Source organism: Cellulomonas sp. Root485, from assembly GCF_001426705.1.
Lineage (GTDB): Bacteria > Actinomycetota > Actinomycetes > Actinomycetales > Cellulomonadaceae > Cellulomonas.
The window spans coordinates 168,089-184,155 of the sequence record NZ_LMFC01000004.1 but is presented as its reverse complement, the minus strand read 5'-3'; the positions used below and the strand labels follow the sequence as shown (position 1 = coordinate 184,155).

The window sequence follows — 16,067 nt, the reverse complement described above, 5'->3', positions numbered from 1 at the left end:
TTCCTGTGTGGGTGTTTCTCAGGGAGGGGGGGTCTAGATCTTCACGGCGCCGGCGGTCATCCCCCCGATGAAGTAGCGCTGGAAGAAGAGGAAGAGAACGAGGACAGGAATGCACCCGAGAATGCTCATCGCCATCATCTCGTTCCATTCGTACGAGTGCTGTCCCATGAGGAGCTGGATGCCGATGGGGACCGTGCGCATGTCCTCGGTCCTGGTCAGCGTCAAGGCGAACAGGAACTCGTTCCAGCAGATCATGAACGTGTACACGCCGACGGAGACCAGACCGGGCACGGAGATGGGCATGAGAATGCGCCACAATGCGGTCAACGGGCCGGCGCCATCCACCTTGACGGCCTCGTCCAGCTCTTTGGGAAGAGTATTGAAATACCCCGTCATCATGATGATCGCGTAGGGCAGCGTGAACACCATGTAGGTGAGAATGAGGCCCTGGTAGGTGTTGTAGAGCTTGAGCGCCACGACCAGCCCGAAGTACGGGATCAGCAGCGTGATCGGCGGCACGGCCTGGACCGAGACGACGACGACGTTGATCGTCTTCTTGCCCCAGAACTCGTACCGGCTGAACGCGTACGCGGCGTGCACCGCCACGATGAGCGACAGCGCGGTCACCGACAGCGCGATCACGTAGCTGTTGAAGAAGAACCGCAGCTTGGTCGGGTCGGTGAGGATCGTCGTGTAGGCGTCGAACGAGAAGCCCGGCGTGATGAGGCGCGGCGGGAACTCGAAGATCTCCGGGTTGGTCTTGAACGAGCTCGAGAGCATCCACACCACGGGCAGCGCGGCGAAGCAGGCACCGAGGATCAGCGCGACGACGAGTGCGGCCCTCTGCCCGGTCTTCTTGGGCGGCGTGCGCAGGGCGGGAGCGTCCGACGTGGTGGGGCGGGTGGCCAGCGTGGTCATCTCAGTCCCTCGCCTTCTGGTGCCGCACGTAGAAGAACGCGAGGACCATCGACATGAGGAGCACGAGAACGGCGGAGGCGGAGGCGACCGAGAACTCGTACTCGGTGAACGCGAGCTTGTACGTGAAGGTCGACAGGACCTCGGTGGAGTTGATGGGTCCGCCGCCGGTGGTCATCCAGATCAGCGCGAACTGCTGCGTGGTCCAGATGAAGTCCAGGAGAGCCATCGAGATGATGATCGGCCGCAGCTGCGGGAGCGTGACGTTGCGGAACTGCGCGACCACGCCGGCGCCGTCGACCCGGGCTGCCTCGTAGAGGTCCTTCGGGATGCCCTGCAGGCCGGCCAGCAGCGAGATCATGAAGAACGGGTAGCCCGACCAGATGTTGATGAACGTGACCGCGGCCAGCGCGGTCGACGGGCTGGCCAGCCACTCGGTCGCCCCGTCGGTGATCCCGGCGGTCCCGAGCAGGTAGTTGACGACGCCGTTCGGGCTGAGCAGCAGGCGCCACAGCACCGCGACGATCGCGACCGTGAACAGCCACGGCAGGATGTACAGCACCCGGAAGAACGCCTTGGTGCGGTCCTTCAGCAGCGGCGAGTTGAGCATGAGCGCGAAGGCCAGGCCGATCGCGAAGTGCACGATCACCGAGCTGATGGTGAACACCAGCGTGTTGCGCACCGCGGTGAAGAACACGGGGTCGGTCAGCACCTCGACGTAGTTGTCGAAGCCCACGAACGCGGGGTTCTTGTTGGTGATCACCCGGTCCAGCAGCGAGTAGCTGACGACCATGATGATCGGCGTGATCATCAGGATGATCAGCAGCACCCCGGTGGGGCTGAGGAATCCGTAGGGCGTCAGCGTCCGCTTGATCCGGCCGATGGTGCGCGTCCGGGCGGAGTCTGCGCCGGGCGGCGGGGCGGACTGGGCGGTCCGCGCCTCCGCGGGAGTGGTGGTCTGTGACATGGGCTCGCGGCTCTCTCCTGGGGGTCGGGCCGCGCCGGTCGTGCCTCCGGCGCGGCCCGGGTGTTCCGGGCTGGTGGCCTAGAACTCCTCTTCCCACTTGGTCTGGGCCGCGGCGAGCGCGTCCTGCATCGACTGCTGACCGTCGAGCGCCTTCTGGAACTCCTCACCGAAGTCCCGCATGAGCTGCTCGGCCACGGGCAGGCCGGTGAACTCGTTGGCCGGGAACCCGGACTGGTAGATCTCGAACGCCGTGGCGAACAGCTCGTCCTCCTCGACGAAGTCGGGGACGGAGGTCGTGTTGCCCGGGAACGCGTTCGCGATCGACGACAGCTCGGAGTTGACGGACTCGCTCATCAGGAACTCGACGAGCTTGAACGCCTCTTCCTTGTGCTCCGAGTTCTCGGCGATGCCGATGCCCCAGGAGGCGTAGGGGATGCCGCGCTCGCCCGTGTAGTCGTCCTCGGCCGGGATCGCCGAGATGCTGAACTTCAGGTCCGGGTTGGACTCGCGGATGAGGTTCACGTGGGCCAGGGAGTCGATCATCATGCCGACCCGGCCGTTGCTGAACTCCTCGACCTTGTCCTGCTCCTTCATGGTGAAGGAGCCGGGGGCGATGACGCCGTCGTCCCACATCCCCTGGATGTAGTCCGTGGCGCTGGTGACGTCCTCGTTGTCGGTCAGCGCGGGCTGCCCGCCGTCGAGCATCGAGCCACCCGACGCCCAGACCCAGGACATGACGTCGTTCTGGATGCCGTTGGGGGCCTCGAGCGACAGCGGGAGGATCCAGCCGTAGGTGCTGTCGGTGGTGATCTTGGCCGCCGCGTCCGCGAACTCCGTGCGGTTGGTGGGTGGTGCGGTGACCCCGGCTCCGGCGAGCAGGTCGTCGTTGGTGAACATCGGGTAGACGAAGTTCACGACGGGGATCATGTACGTCTTGTCGTCGACCTTGACCTGGCTGGCCAGCTGCGACTCGTCGTAGCCGGCCTCGCTCATGACCGCGGACAGGTCGGTGATCGCGCCCTGGTCGGCGAAGTCACTGACCCAGGCACCGTCGAGGCCGACGACGTCCGACATGGTCCCTGCGGCGGCGCCCGCGACGACCTGCTCCTTGGTCGAGGCATAGGGACCCGAGAGCAGGTCGACCGTGATGCCGGGGTTCTCCTCCTCGAACTGGTCCATCAGCGCGCGGAACGCGCCGTCGGGGAGCTCGGGCTCCCACCACTGCGAGAACTCGAGGGTGACGTCGCCACCGTCATCCCCGCCCGCACCTCCGCTGTCGGAGTTCCCCCCACCGGAGCACGCCGCGAGTGCGAGCGATGCGACACCGGTGAGTGCAATGAAGCGTCCAACGTGAGCGCCCTTGCCCATGACTCTCCCCATCCTCAGATCCTGCCGCTTCGTGCGACTGTGTGCGCACTTTTGCGTGTTTTCGCCAAACTAGACCCGCTCTTCTGCGTCGTCAAGCGGTACTTGCCGTTCGCAACGAACCCGTGACCTCGCCGTGTTCGGCCCTTCCGGCCTGCGAGAGCACGTCTGCGCGCTTCTGAACTGGGCGAATGACCTGATTCATCCGACTCCACGCGACGCAGGACGGGACGTCCAGGTCCGCGCAACTTCTCGCACAAACCCGCACGCGTGTGGTTCAGTACTCCCATGTCTGCGACCACCGACGGCTCACGCCGCCTGCCTGCGGGCCGCAAGGCCGACCTCGCGGCCTACGTGGCCGAGCACGGGCAGGTGACCGTCGCCAACCTCGCCGAGCGGTTCGACGTCTCGCCCGACACCATCCGCCGCGACCTCGACGCCCTCGACGCCGACGGCGTCCTCATCCGCACGCACGGCGGCGCGATCAGCCCACAGGCTGTCCCGCGGCCCGACACCGGCGTGGACGTGCGGCTGCGCATCCAGACGTCGGCGAAGGACCAGATCGGCGCGCTCGCGGCCGGCCTCGTGCGCGACGGCGCGTCGCTCATGATCAACGCGGGCACGACGACGCTCGCCGTGGCGCGGCACCTGTCCGAGCACCGCGACCTCACCGTCGCGACGAACTCCCTGCGCATGCCGACCGAGATCAACCCGCTCGCGTTCCGCGACCTCTACGTGTTCGGCGGCGTCGTGCGGCTCAGCGCTCAGGGCACCATCGGCGCCGTCGCGTTCCCGACCGAGAACGGCACCGACCGGGACATCCGGTGCGACCTGGCCCTCATCGGCGTCGGAGCCGTCAGCGCCGACGCCGGCTACTCGACGAGCAACCTCGGCGAGGCCGCGATGATGAGCGAGATGATGGACCGGTCCACCAAGGTCGCGATCCTCGCCGACTCCACCAAGTTCGGCCGCCGGCTGTTCGCGCAGATCGCCGAGCTCGGCCGGGCGGACTACCTGGTGACCGAGTCCCCGCCGCCGCCGGACCTGGCCGCGGCACTGGACGCGGCGGGCGTCGAGGTGCTGCTCCCGGCAGGCGCCGGCTAGGCGAACCGCACCGCGATGCCCGGGTAGTCGACCACCAGCCCCGCGCCGTCGTACACGAGCACCGCCTCGAAGCCACCCTCCGACGCGTACGCGAAGCGGTGGTCGTCGAGCCGCCGGTACGTCTGGTCCAGTCGACGGACTGCCAGGTCCGACGCCTGGACGTACACGGCGGACGCGGCGACGACCTCGCCGACGGGCATCCTCAGCCGGTGGACGGGCAGCGTGTTCGTGCAGGCCGACGCCTCGAGATCGACGTCGACGAGCCCGTCCAGGTGCGGCGCCGGGACGCCGTCGACGGTCCACCTGCCCTCACCGTCGGAGCGCAGGAGCGTGCTCCGGTGCCCGTCCACGGTGTCGGAGGTGACGCGCACCTCTCGGGTGATCCACCCCTCGTCGAGCGAGACCTCGTACGACACCGCGTACGCCCGGCCGCTCTCGACCGCGGACGTGTGACCGCGGAACCGCCCAGGTTGGAGGTAGACCACCTCGAACCCGTCGACCGCGTCGACGAACCGCCAGGCAGCGAACGGCGGGAGCACGGGCAGCCCTGCGATAGGCATGGATCTCTTCACCCGCTCACCTTCCGAACGTCGGAGTAGCATCCGATTTGTCCGTTATGCGACTTCCAAAGGCGGAATTCGCGTCCCAGACATCCCACCCCCTCACACACCCCCGAGGAGAAATCCGTGAGGAAGCTCATTGCACTTCTCAGCGCTGTCGTCCTGGTGATCCTAGGAATCAGCGTGGTCTCGTCCGCGTCCGCCAGCCCCGGGTACCCCAACCAGGTCACCTATTCGGGCCAGGGTCTGAATGCCGACGGCACCCTCCAGGACAACCGCTGCGACGACGGCACGGCGCCCTACCTGCTGTTCGTCCTGACGGCCAACAAGGCCACCGCTGCCGACATCACACTGCCGTCCGGCACGTTCGCGATGGTGCAGTCGGGCAACGGCGCCTTCAAGTTCATGGCCGACTACCAGAACCCGGTCACGCTGATCGGGATCGCGGTCGCCAGCTACGACGGCGTCAAGACGAACGCCCAGTTCGTGATCAGCCACGGCTGCGAGGGTGACTCCTACCCGCCGTCGACGCCACCGTCCTCCTGACACGACACCACCTGCGCGGGCGGGCTGAGGGATCAGCCCGCCCGGCGCAGCACTTCCTCGGCATGCTTCAGGACAGGCCCGTCGACGAGGCGGCCGTCCCACCGGAACGCCCCGTGCTGCCCCACGGCAGCGGCGATCACGCTGCGGGCCCACTCGACCTCCGCGTCCGTGGGGCGGTAGGCCGCGCGGATCACGTCGACCTGCGACGGGTGGATGCACGCGGTCGCGGTGAAGCCGCTGGCCGCCGCGTCGGACGCCTCTGCCGCCAGGCCGTCGACGTCGCCGATGTCCAGGTGCACCGCGTCGATCGCGGCCCTGCCGAACGCCCCCGCGGCCACGAGCACGACGGACCGCGCGTGCACGGCGACGTCCCGGTACGACCCGTCGGGGCGCCGGCTGGACGTCCCTCCGAGCGACGCAACGAGGTCCTCGGCGCCCCACATGAGCCCGACCACGTTCGGCTGGGCGGAGATCTCTGCCGCGTGCGCGACCCCGGCGGCGGTCTCGACCAGCGCGACGACGTCGTACCGGGCCAGCACGCGGACGTCGGCGGCCGACGACGCCTTGGCGAGCATGACCGTCCGGTACGACGTCGCCCGCAGCGCGACCAGGTCCTCGTCGAGGTCGGCCGTGCCGGCCGGGTTGACGCGCACGATCGTCCTGGCCGGGTCGAGGGCGCTCGCGGCCAGGTGGGCACGGGCAGCCGCCTTGGCGTCCGGGTTCACCGCATCCTCCAGGTCGAGGATCACCGTGTCGGACCGCGCCACGGCCTTCTCGTACCGCTCGGGACGGTCCGCGGGACAGAAGAGCAGCGCCGGGCCCCTCATGGGCGGCACCGGAACAGGACCGTCCGGGTCGCGGTGGCCACGACCACGTCGTCCTGGTTGCGGCCGGTGTGCTCGAGCGTGACGACCCCCTGGCCGGGCCGCGACGACGAGAGCCGCTTCTCCGTCACGACGGTCGACGAGTACAGGGTGTCCCCGTGGAACAGCGGGTGCGGGAACCGGACGTCGGTGAAGCCGAGGTTCGCGACGATCGTGCCCTGCGTCAGCTGCGCGACCGAGCTCCCCACCAGCACGGACAACGTCATCATCGAGTTCACCAGCCGCTGCCCGAACGGCTGCTCGGCCGACCACGCCGCGTCCAGGTGCAGGGCCTGCGGGTTCATGGTGAGCGTCGAGAAGAGGACGTTGTCCGCCTCGGTCATCGTGCGTCCGGGCCGGTGCACGTACCGGACGTCGAGCTCGAGCTCCTCGTAGTACAGCCCGCGCTGCTCGATGTCCTTCGTCATCGCGGCGCCCCGGTGAAGCCCAGCTCCCGAGCGATCACCATGAGCTGCACCTGCGTGGTCCCCTCGCCGATCTCCAGGATCTTCGAGTCGCGGTAGTGCCGCGCGACAGGGTTCTCGTTCATCACGCCGTACCCGCCGAAGATCTGCGTGGCGTCGCGCGCGTTGTCCATCGCCGCCTCGCTGCCGATGAGCTTGGCCAGGCTGGCCTCCAGCTTGAACGGCTCGCCGGCGACGAGCCGGTGCGCGGCGTCGAGCCAGGCCAGGCGGGCGGAGTGCACGCGGGCCTCCATGCGGGCGATGGTGAACGCGATGTGCTGGTTCTCGCCGATGGGGTGGCCGAACACGTTGCGGCTCTTCGCGTAGCGCATGGCCTCCTCCAGGCAGCCCTGCGCGGCTCCCGTGCAGAGCGCGGCGAACGCGACGCGGCCCTCGTCGAGGGTCTGGATGAACTGGGCGAACCCCCGCCCGCGCTCGCCCAGCAGGTTCGCCTCCGGGACACGGACGTCCTCGAACCGCAGCGGGTGGGTGTCGGACGTGTGCCAGCCGACCTTGTCGTAGGCGGGCAGCACGGTGAACCCGGGGGTGCCGCTGGGGACCAGGATCGCGGTGAGCTCCTTCTTCACCGACCCGTCGGCGCGGACGGACTCCCCCGTCACCGCCGTGATGGTCACCAGCCGCGTGATCTTCGAGCCGGAGTTGGTGATGAACTGCTTGGTCCCGTCGATGACCCACTCGCCGCCGTCGAGCCGCGCGGTCGTCTTGGTCCCTGCGGCGTCCGACCCGGCGTCGGCCTCCGTCAGCCCGAACGCTGCGAGCGCCTCGCCCCGCGCGAGCATCGGGATCCACTCCTGCTTCTGCGCCTCGGTGCCGCTGCGCCACACCGGCATCGCCCCGAGCCCGACCCCGGCCTCGAGCGTCACGGCGATCGACTGGTCCACGCGGGCCAGCTGCTCGATGGCCAGGCACAGGTCGACGTAGTCGCGGCCCTGCCCGCCGTACTCGACGGGGAACGGCAGACCGAACAGCCCCATCTCCCCCATCTGGGCGAGGATCTCGTAGGGCAGCTCGCGCTTCGTGTCGTACTCGTACGCGGCGGGGGCCACGACGGTGTCGGCGAAGTCGCGCACCTCGTCGCGGAGCTTCTGCTGCTCGGGGGTGAGGTCGTAGGTCATGCCGGGGTCCCTTCGTCGGGGTGGCCGGTGATGGTGGCCACCACGTGGTCGAGTGCCACCTGGTCGGTCGGTCGGACCGTGAGGTGGACGATGCCGTCGCTGGGCGCGACGACCCGGTGCTCCATCTTCATCGCCTCGATGGTGAGGAGGATCTGGCCGGCGACCACGCTGTCGCCGGACTCCACCTCCACCGAGACGACCGTGCCGGGCATGGGGGAACGCACCTGCGGGTCGACAGGGCGCGTGCCGCGCGTGACTGCGGCGAGCTCGTCGGCGAGGCGCTCGACGCGGGTGCGGAACCGGAGCTCGAACGCAGACCCCTGGTCGCCGACCCAGGTCACCGAGCCGTGCGTCACGAGGCGCAGGGGGTGCACGACCCCGTCGAGCTCGAGGTCGACCGCGTGGGATCCGCGGTGGGTCAGTCGCGCGAGCACCGGCTCGCCGTCGCCCACGGACACGGTGTCGCCAAGCACGGAGACGTCCTCGTACCGCACGGGCCGGTTCTCCCCGAGGCGCCAGCCGTCGGAACTCCACGCGAGACCGGCAGTTCGCCGCGAGAACGGCAGTGCGAACTGCCGTTCTCGCGCGGAAGTGCCGGTCTCGCCGGCGCGGGCGTGGTGACGTGCCAGTGCGGCCGCGACGCGGTGCACGTCGGACGGGGTGCGGTGCTCCATCGTGGGGATCAGCCGTGCGAGCAGTCCCGTGTCGAGCCGGCCGGCCTGCACGTCGGGGTCGGCCAGCACGCCGCGCAGGAACTCGACGTTGGTGCGGACGCCGAGGATCGTCGTGCGCGCCAGAGCGGCGTCCAGCCGCGCCATGGCCGTGGCCCGGTCGGTGCCCCACGCGATGACCTTGGCGAGCATGGGGTCATACGCCGACCCGATCTCCAGGCCCTCCTGCAGCGCACTGTCGACGCGGATCCCGTCGCCGGTGGGCTCGTCGAGCACGTGCACCGTGCCGGCAGACGGCAGGAAGTCGCGGAGGGGGTCCTCCGCGTAGACGCGGGCCTCGATCGCGTGACCGGTCAGGACCACGTCGGACTGCCGCACCGTGAGGGGCTCTCCCGCAGCGACCCGCAGCTGCCACTCGACCAGGTCCAGCCCCGTGACCAGCTCCGTGACGGGGTGCTCCACCTGCAGCCGGGTGTTCATCTCCATGAAGAAGAACTCCGTCGGCGCCTCGTCGGACACCAGGAACTCGACGGTCCCCGCGCCGACGTAGCCCACGCTCCGGGCGACGTCGCAGGCCGCCTCCCCGATCCTCTGCCGCGTCACCGAGTCGAGCAGGGGCGAGGGCGCCTCCTCGATGACCTTCTGGTGCCGACGCTGCAGCGAGCACTCCCGTTCGCCCAGGTGGATGACGTGCTCGAAGCCGTCGGCCAGGAGCTGCACCTCGATGTGCCGCGGGCTCCTGACCAGCCGTTCGAGCAGCAGCGTGTCGTCGCCGAAAGCCGCAGCGGCGACCCGACGGGCACCGACGAGGGCGTCGGCCAGGTCCTCGGGCCGCTCGACGACCGTCATGCCCTTGCCGCCCCCTCCCGCCGACGGCTTGACCAGCAGCGGGTACCCGACGCGCTCGGCGGCGGCGGCGTCGATGGACGACGAGCCCGGGATCACAGGCACGCCCGCGGCGCTCACGTGCTCCTTGGCGCGGATCTTGTCGCCCATGACCTCCAGCGCCTTGACGCCCGGGCCGACGAACACGACGCCCGCCGCCTCGCACGCTCGCGCCAGGTCCGCGTTCTCGGAGAGGAACCCGTAGCCGGGGTGGATCGCGTCGGCACCCACCGCACGCGCGGCGGCCACGACAGCCTCGATGGACAGATAGCTGTCGATCCTGACCGCGCTGTCGGCGCGCTCCACGTGCAGGGCGTCCCGGTCCGCGTCGGTGTAGACGGCGACGGCGCGGATGCCGAGCCTCTGGAGCGTTGCGATGACGCGGCAGGCGATCTCCGCGCGGTTGGCCACGAGCACGCTCCGGAACATGGCGCTCACATCCGGAAGAGCCCGAAGCGGGGCTCGCTCAGCGGGACGCCTCGGCAGACGTCGAGGGCCATCCCGAGTACACGGCGGGTGTCCGCGGGGTCGATGATCCCGTCGTCCCACAGGCGCGCGGTCGAGTAGTACGGGCTGCCCTGCGTCTCGTACTGGTCGCGCAGCTGCTTCCGGAACGACTCCTCGTCCTGCGCGGACCACTCGTCGCCCAGCTGCTCGCGGCGGATGGTCGCCAGCACGGACGACGCCTGCGGACCGCCCATGACCGAGATCCGGCTCGCGGGCCACATCCACAGGAACCGCGGGGAGTACGCGCGCCCGCACATGGAGTAGTTGCCGGCGCCGAACGAGCCGCCGATGACGACGGTCAGCTTGGGCACCCGCGTCGTCGCGACGGCCGTGACCATCTTGGCGCCGTGCTTCGCGATGCCGCCGGCCTCGTAGTCCTTGCCGACCATGAAGCCGTTCACGTTCTGCAGGAACACCAGCGGGATGCCGCGCTGGTCGCACAGCTCGATGAAGTGCGCACCCTTGAGTGCGGACTCGCTGAACAGCACCCCGTTGTTGGCGACGATCCCCACGGGGTGCCCGTGCAGCCGCGCGAACCCGGTCACCAGCGTGGTGCCGTACTCCCGCTTGAACTCGTGCAGCTCGCTGCCGTCCACCAGCCGCGCGATGACCTCGTGAACGTCGTACGCGGTCTGGAGGTCGGTGGGCACCACCCCGTAGAGCTGACCCTCGTCGACCTTGGGCGGTCGGCTCTCGTGGACCTCCCAGGCCGTCGTCGTCGGGACGGGCAGGGTCGCGACGATGTCCCGCACGATCTGCAGCGCGTGCGCGTCGTTCTCCGCCAGGTGGTCCGTGACACCCGAGGTCCGTGAGTGCAGCTCACCGCCGCCGAGGTCCTCCGCGGTCACCACCTCGCCTGTCGCCGCCTTCACCAGCGGCGGCCCGGCCAGGAAGATCGTGCCCTGCCCGCGCACGATCACGGTCTCGTCGCTCATCGCCGGCACGTACGCGCCGCCCGCGGTGCACGAGCCCATCACGCACGCGACCTGCGGGATGCCCTCTGCGGACATGCGCGCCTGGTTGAAGAAGATCCGCCCGAAGTGGTCGCGGTCCGGGAACACCTCGTCCTGCTTGGGGAGGAACGCCCCGCCGGAGTCGACGAGGTAGATGCAGGGCAGCCGGTTCTCCAGCGCGATCTCCTGCGCCCGCAGGTGCTTCTTGACCGTCAGCGGGTAGTACGTGCCGCCCTTCACGGTCGCGTCGTTGGACAGGACCATGACGTGCCGGCCGTGGACGAGCCCGATGCCCGCGATGACTCCCGCGCCCGGCGCCTCCCCGTCGTAGAGACCGTCCGCGGCCAGCGGCGCGACCTCCAGGAACGGGCTGCCGTCGTCGAGGAGGACGTCGATCCGCTCACGCGGGAGCAGCTTGCCGCGGGCCATGTGCCGCTCCCGCGAGCGCTGCGGACCGCCCTGCGCCGCGGTGCCGAGGCGCTCTCGGAGCTCCGTGACGAGGGCGCGCTGGGACGCGTCGTTCGCTGCGAACGAGGTCCCGGCAGGGTCGGCTGCCGTGCTGAGCATCTCCATCGACGCTGTCTCCGCGGGGGTGGTGGGAGAGACAAACTGAGTTAACGATCGTTAACCGAATTGAGGCTAGTCTGCGATCACGGTGTTGTCCACGGAGGGAGCGAGCCGATGGCCGAGCAGGTCTCCGCGATGCCCACCGCCCGCGGTCGCGCCAAGGCCGAGCGGCGCGACGCCCTGCTCTCGTCCGCGGCTCAGCTCTTCGCCGGCCGCGGCTTCGACGGCGTCTCGATCGAGGACCTGGGCTCGTCGGTAGGCGTCAGCGGCCCGGCGGTCTACCGCCACTTCCCCAGCAAGCAGGCCGTGCTGGCCGCGCTGCTCATCGGGGTGAGCGAGGGCCTGCTCGGCGGCGGTCGCGACGTGGTGTCCTCTGCCGAGGACGACTCGTCGGCGCTCGCCGGGCTCGTGCGCTTCCACGTCGACTTCGCGCTGCGCGACCCCGACGTCATCCGCGTGCAGGACCGCGACCTCGCGGCCCTCTCCCCGCAGGACCGCGGATCGGTGCGTGACCTGCAGCGTCGCTACATCGACCTGTGGGTCGACGTGCTCTCGCGGCTCAGCCCGTCGACCGACCGCGCCGAGCTCCGCCTGCGCGCGCAGGCGACGTTCGGTCTGCTCAACTCGACCCCGCACAGCGCGCGCGCGGTCTCGTCGACGCGGACCCGAGCGTTGCTGCAGGAGATGGCGCTGGCCGCCCTCGCCCCGACCAAGCCCTGAGTGCCGCACACCGGCCCCGTCCCGTCACCCAGGGCATGGTCCCGCCTCAGCCCGGGACGCGACCAAGCCCTGGGCGTCGTCGGGTGGGACCGCCGAGGCACTCATGGCTTGGTCCGGACGACGTGACCGGGACGCCGTCGTAAGGTCGGCGCGTGAGCGTGCGGAGCATGGACGACGAGATCCAGCCGGACCACGTCGACGTGTTCGAGAGCCTCCGGCCGCGACTCGAAGCCATCGCCTACCGCCTCCTCGGCTCGGCCGCCGAAGCCGAGGACGCCGCGCAGGAGACGTTCCTGCGCTGGCAGGCCGCCGACCGGGAGCAGGTCCGCGTGCCGGCCGCGTGGCTGACGCGCGTGCTGACCAACCTCTGCCTGACGCAGCTCCAGTCCGCGCGGGCTCGACGCGAGGTCTACGTCGGCCAGTGGCTGCCGGAGCCGTTGCTCGACGGCGACCCGATGCTCGGTCCGGCGGACACGGTCGAGCAGCGCGAGTCGGTGTCGACCGCCGTCCTGGTCCTCATGGAGCGGCTCACCCCGACCGAGCGCGCGGTCTACGTGCTGCGCGAGGCGTTCTCGTACTCGCACGCGGAGATCGCCGAGATGCTCGACATCACCGAGGCCAGCAGCCAGCAGGTCCTCCACCGCGCCAAGCAGCACCTGGCAGGCGAGCGGGTCCGCACCGAGGTCGACCGCGCGGACGCGCGCCAGGTGGTCGAGGAGTTCCTCGCGGCCGCGACGACCGGCCGGACCGAGCCGCTCGTCGCGCTGCTGACTTCGGACGTGCTCGGCGTGGGCGACGGTGGCGGCAAGATCCCGGCGCGGGCCAAGGCGTTCGTCGGCGCGGAGGCGGTCGCCCAGTTCCTGCGCGGCCTGTTCCGGCCCGCGGACTCCAAGCGCGCACTCATCGGCGGGTCGCCCGACGTCTACGCGTGGACCGCCAACGGCAACCCGGCCGTCGTCGTCGCGGTCGGCGACCGGCTCGTCGGCGTGATGGCCCTGGAGCTGAGCGACAGCGGGATCTGCGCCGTCCTGACCCAGGTCAACCCCGACAAGCTGGGTCGCGCCCAGCGGCAGTGGGCTGCGTCGGACCACGGGGAGCCTCTGCTCGCCGCCTGGTGACGCAGGTCACACCGGACCGGTGTCAGGGATCGCGCGGCCGCTCAGTTCAGGAGGGACAACCCCTCCACCACAGGAGCTGAGACTCATGAAGCACCGCATCGTCATCCTCGGCGCCGGGTACGCCGGAGCCTCCGCAGCCGGCCGGCTCGCGCGACGCCTGCACGGCGACGACGTCGAGATCACCCTGGTCAACGCCGAGCCGGACTTCGTCGAGCGCATCCGCCTGCACCAGGTGGCCACCGGCCAGCACCTGCGCGACCGACCGCTGCGCGACCTGCTGGCCGGCTCGGGCGTGGTCCTGCGCGTCGCGCGCGTGACCTCGGTCGACGTCGAGGGCAAGACCGTGCTTCTCGACGACGCTGACCAGCTCCGCTACGACACGCTCGTCTACGCCCTCGGCAGCGCGCGCGACGACCACGGGGTGCTCGGCGTGTTCGAGCACGCGCACGAGGTCGCCAGCCGCCCGGGCGCACTCCGCCTGCGCGAGCGACTCCGCGCGCTGCCACCCGGCGCGCGCGTGGTGGTGGTCGGCGGCGGCCTGACCGGCATCGAGTCGGCGAGCGAGATCGCCGAGTCCTTCGCGCAGCTCGACGTCGCCGTCGTGACGACCGGCGCGTTCGGCGACTGGCTCTCGCCCGCCGGGCAGCGCCACCTGCGCGGGACCTTCGCCCGCCTCGGCGTCACCATCCACGAGCACACGGCCGTCGCGCGGGTCGACGCCACCGTCGTGACGGCCGGCGACGGCACCACGATCCCCGCCGACGTGACCGTCTGGGCCGCCGGTTTCGCGGCCCACCCGATCGCCGCCGCCTCAGACCTGGACGTCACGGACCGCGGGCAGATCGTGGTCGACGGGACCATGCGCTCGGTGTCCCACCCGGACGTCTACGCCGTCGGCGACGCCGCGTTCGCGCACGGGCCGGTGGGCAACCCGCTGCGGATGTCCTGCGCGTCGGGCATCCCGATGGCGTGGCAGGCCGCGGACTCGATCGTCGCCCGCCTCACCGGCGGCAGGCTCCCCCGCACGCCGCTGGGCTACGTCCACCAGTGCATCAGCCTGGGCCGACAGGACGGCCTCATCCAGCTCGTGACCGCTGACGACCGCGCCAGGTCCTTCGCCCCCGGCGGCCGCCCGGCCGCCCGGTACAAGGAGCTCATCTGCGCGGGCGCCGCGTGGCTGGTCACCCATCCGGTCCCGTACCCGACGCGTCGACGTCGCCTCACGGCCGGCATCGCGGCCACCTCCGGGAGGACCGCGGCCGTGCAGTAGCTCGTGGGACGACGGACGCGCGCGGTCCTAGCTGACGTCGGGCCGGGTCATCAGCGGCGAGCGCAGGTGGAGGTCCAGGCGGGGGCCGGTCAGCGGCACCGTGCTCCAGGTCGCGACCGCAGTTCCCGCGTCGACCACGAGACGGACCCGGTGCGGGGTCGTGATGACGCACAGGTCGGCGACGAACGTGTCGCCCTGCCAGGCGCCCGACGCGACGACGGGTCGGCCGAGCGGTGCGCTCTCCCGCCACTCGCCGTGGCCGACCTCGATGTCCAGGGACTGTCCGAGGTGCACGCGCCAGCCACCGGCGACGGGATCGACGACGACGGCCGTCCCGTCGGGCAGAGCCGAGCCCTCCACGGTCGCGTCGACCGTCGCCTCGACCGGACGCTCGTCGGACGACCCCGCCACCGGCGGGAGCGACAGGTGCCGCAGCCGCTCGGCGAGGACCTCGTCGTTCCCGACCCCGTCGATGCCGGGCAGCAGGCACTCCCACAGCGCGTCGAACACCTCCTGGGCCTCCCCCTGAGCGGTCACGGCGACCACGAGGTCGTGCGACGGAACCACCACGCACTGCTGACCGAAGGCACCGTGACCGTGGTAGCCGTGCCGCGACCGCCAGAACTGGTAGCCGTAGCCGCAGGAGAAGTCGGCGTCGTCCGAGCCGGCCTTGACGTCCACGCTGTCGACGTGGTGCCGGGTCGCGAGCTCCACCCACTCGCGCGCCACCAGCTGCCGTCCGTCCCACACGCCACCGCGCAGCAGCAGCTCACCGAACGCGGCCACCGCCTCGGTCGTCAGGTGCAGCCCGTGGAACCCGAAGGCGGCACCGCTGGCCACCCGGTCCCACTCGGCGTGGTCGATGCCCATGGGACCGAAGAGGCGCTCGTCCAGCCACTCGGGGAGGCCCCGGCCCGTGACCCGCTCCACCATCCGGGCCAGCACGAACGTGGTCGCGTTGTCGTACTCGTGCCGGGTGCCCTCGACGTCGGGCATGGCCGCGCGCAGGAAACCCTGCACCAGGTCGTCGGGCTCCAGCTCCCAGGCCTCCGCCAGGCTGTCCGGTCGGTGCCCGGTCGTCATCGACAGCAGGTGGTGGACAGTCAGTCGGCGCGCCTGGTCCGAGGCGTCGGCGGGGACGTGGTCGGGCAGCACGTCCACCACGCGGTCGTCCAGCGAGAGCAGCCCGTCGCCGATCGCGATGCCCACCGCGACCGAGGTGAACGACTTGGTCAGCGAGTAGAGCAGGTGGGGGCGGTCGGCCGAGTAGGGCGCCCACCAGCCTTCGGCGACGACGTGACCGTGACGCACGACCATGAGCGAGTGGAGCTCGACGCCGGACGCCTCGATCCGGTCCAGGAGTGCGGTCAGCGCGTCGGCCGACACCCCCGAGGCAGCGGGGGTCGAGCGGGGCAGGAGAGGTGGCACCCGGGCACCCTAGCCACGCCGTCCCAGC

15 protein-coding genes are annotated in these 16,067 nt (G+C 70.6%); 5 read left to right on the top strand and 10 right to left on the bottom strand.

Translation table 11 applies throughout. The features are described from left to right. Positions 1-33 precede the first annotated feature (33 nt). The 3 genes from ASD16_RS18300 to ASD16_RS18290 all read right to left on the bottom strand — a co-directional run bounded on the left by ASD16_RS18300 (position 34) and on the right by ASD16_RS18290 (position 3,262). On the bottom strand, positions 34-918 hold the full coding sequence (locus ASD16_RS18300; RefSeq protein ID WP_082570984.1) for a carbohydrate ABC transporter permease: 885 nt from the start codon (positions 916-918) through the stop codon (positions 34-36). Between the two features lies 1 nt (position 919). Next, positions 920-1,882 carry a carbohydrate ABC transporter permease gene (locus ASD16_RS18295; protein WP_082570983.1) on the bottom strand — a complete coding sequence of 321 codons (963 nt, stop codon included), beginning with the start codon at positions 1,880-1,882 and terminating at the stop codon, positions 920-922. A 78-nt stretch (positions 1,883-1,960) separates the two neighbouring features. Beyond that, positions 1,961-3,262: a sugar ABC transporter substrate-binding protein gene (locus tag ASD16_RS18290; protein WP_055921063.1), complete on the bottom strand. Its 1,302-nt coding sequence runs from the start codon at positions 3,260-3,262 to the stop codon at positions 1,961-1,963. 273 nt (positions 3,263-3,535) lie between these two features. Between ASD16_RS18290 and ASD16_RS18285 the strand changes: the two genes are divergently transcribed. Next, positions 3,536-4,351 (top strand): DeoR/GlpR family DNA-binding transcription regulator, encoded by an 816-nt coding sequence (locus ASD16_RS18285; protein ID WP_055921060.1) that lies wholly within the window; start codon positions 3,536-3,538, stop codon positions 4,349-4,351. Here the strand turns inward: ASD16_RS18285 and ASD16_RS18280 are convergent. After that, the gene (locus ASD16_RS18280) at positions 4,348-4,911 is read right to left on the bottom strand and encodes a putative glycolipid-binding domain-containing protein (RefSeq protein ID WP_055921057.1); all 564 of its coding nucleotides are present in this window, start codon (positions 4,909-4,911) and stop codon (positions 4,348-4,350) included. The genes ASD16_RS18285 and ASD16_RS18280 overlap by 4 nt on opposite strands. A 126-nt stretch (positions 4,912-5,037) precedes the next feature. On the opposite strand from ASD16_RS18280, the gene ASD16_RS18275 reads away from it, so the two are divergent. Beyond that, entirely contained in the window at positions 5,038-5,457 is a 420-nt protein-coding gene (locus ASD16_RS18275) for a hypothetical protein (RefSeq protein WP_157454019.1), read from the top strand. A 32-nt stretch (positions 5,458-5,489) separates the two neighbouring features. Here the strand turns inward: ASD16_RS18275 and ASD16_RS18270 are convergent, their stop codons facing one another. The 5 genes from ASD16_RS18270 to ASD16_RS18250 are packed head-to-tail and all read right to left on the bottom strand — an operon-like array spanning position 5,490 to position 11,509. Continuing rightward, positions 5,490-6,284 carry a CoA ester lyase gene (locus ASD16_RS18270; protein WP_055921733.1) on the bottom strand — a complete coding sequence of 265 codons (795 nt, stop codon included), beginning with the start codon at positions 6,282-6,284 and terminating at the stop codon, positions 5,490-5,492. Beyond that, positions 6,281-6,748 carry a MaoC family dehydratase gene (locus ASD16_RS18265; RefSeq protein ID WP_055921051.1) on the bottom strand — a complete coding sequence of 156 codons (468 nt, stop codon included), beginning with the start codon at positions 6,746-6,748 and terminating at the stop codon, positions 6,281-6,283. Before ASD16_RS18265 ends, ASD16_RS18270 begins: the two co-directional genes overlap by 4 nt. After that, positions 6,745-7,920: an acyl-CoA dehydrogenase family protein gene (locus ASD16_RS18260; protein WP_055921049.1), complete on the bottom strand. Its 1,176-nt coding sequence runs from the start codon at positions 7,918-7,920 to the stop codon at positions 6,745-6,747. Before ASD16_RS18260 ends, ASD16_RS18265 begins: the two co-directional genes overlap by 4 nt. Continuing rightward, on the bottom strand, positions 7,917-9,905 hold the full coding sequence (locus tag ASD16_RS18255; RefSeq protein WP_055921046.1) for a biotin carboxylase N-terminal domain-containing protein: 1,989 nt from the start codon (positions 9,903-9,905) through the stop codon (positions 7,917-7,919). Before ASD16_RS18255 ends, ASD16_RS18260 begins: the two co-directional genes overlap by 4 nt. A gap of 5 nt (positions 9,906-9,910) precedes the next feature. After that, positions 9,911-11,509 carry a carboxyl transferase domain-containing protein gene (locus ASD16_RS18250; protein WP_055921043.1) on the bottom strand — a complete coding sequence of 533 codons (1,599 nt, stop codon included), beginning with the start codon at positions 11,507-11,509 and terminating at the stop codon, positions 9,911-9,913. Positions 11,510-11,617: 108 nt separating this feature from the next. Here ASD16_RS18250 and ASD16_RS18245 point away from each other — a divergent pair, with 108 nt between their 5' ends. From ASD16_RS18245 to ASD16_RS18235, 3 genes are all read left to right on the top strand, one after another. Continuing rightward, positions 11,618-12,223, top strand: coding sequence for a TetR/AcrR family transcriptional regulator (locus ASD16_RS18245; protein ID WP_055921040.1), 606 nt, complete (start codon positions 11,618-11,620; stop codon positions 12,221-12,223). A gap of 152 nt (positions 12,224-12,375) precedes the next feature. Next, positions 12,376-13,341: an RNA polymerase sigma factor SigJ gene (sigJ, locus tag ASD16_RS18240; RefSeq protein ID WP_235523413.1), complete on the top strand. Its 966-nt coding sequence runs from the start codon at positions 12,376-12,378 to the stop codon at positions 13,339-13,341. An 85-nt stretch (positions 13,342-13,426) separates the two neighbouring features. After that, complete coding sequence (locus tag ASD16_RS18235; protein WP_055921037.1) at positions 13,427-14,611, top strand: NAD(P)/FAD-dependent oxidoreductase; 1,185 nt, start codon at positions 13,427-13,429, stop codon at positions 14,609-14,611. A gap of 27 nt (positions 14,612-14,638) precedes the next feature. Here ASD16_RS18235 and ASD16_RS18230 read toward each other — a convergent pair whose 3' ends face one another. Then, positions 14,639-16,039 (bottom strand): serine hydrolase, encoded by a 1,401-nt coding sequence (locus ASD16_RS18230; protein WP_200943002.1) that lies wholly within the window; start codon positions 16,037-16,039, stop codon positions 14,639-14,641. Between the last annotated feature and the right edge of the window lie 28 nt (positions 16,040-16,067).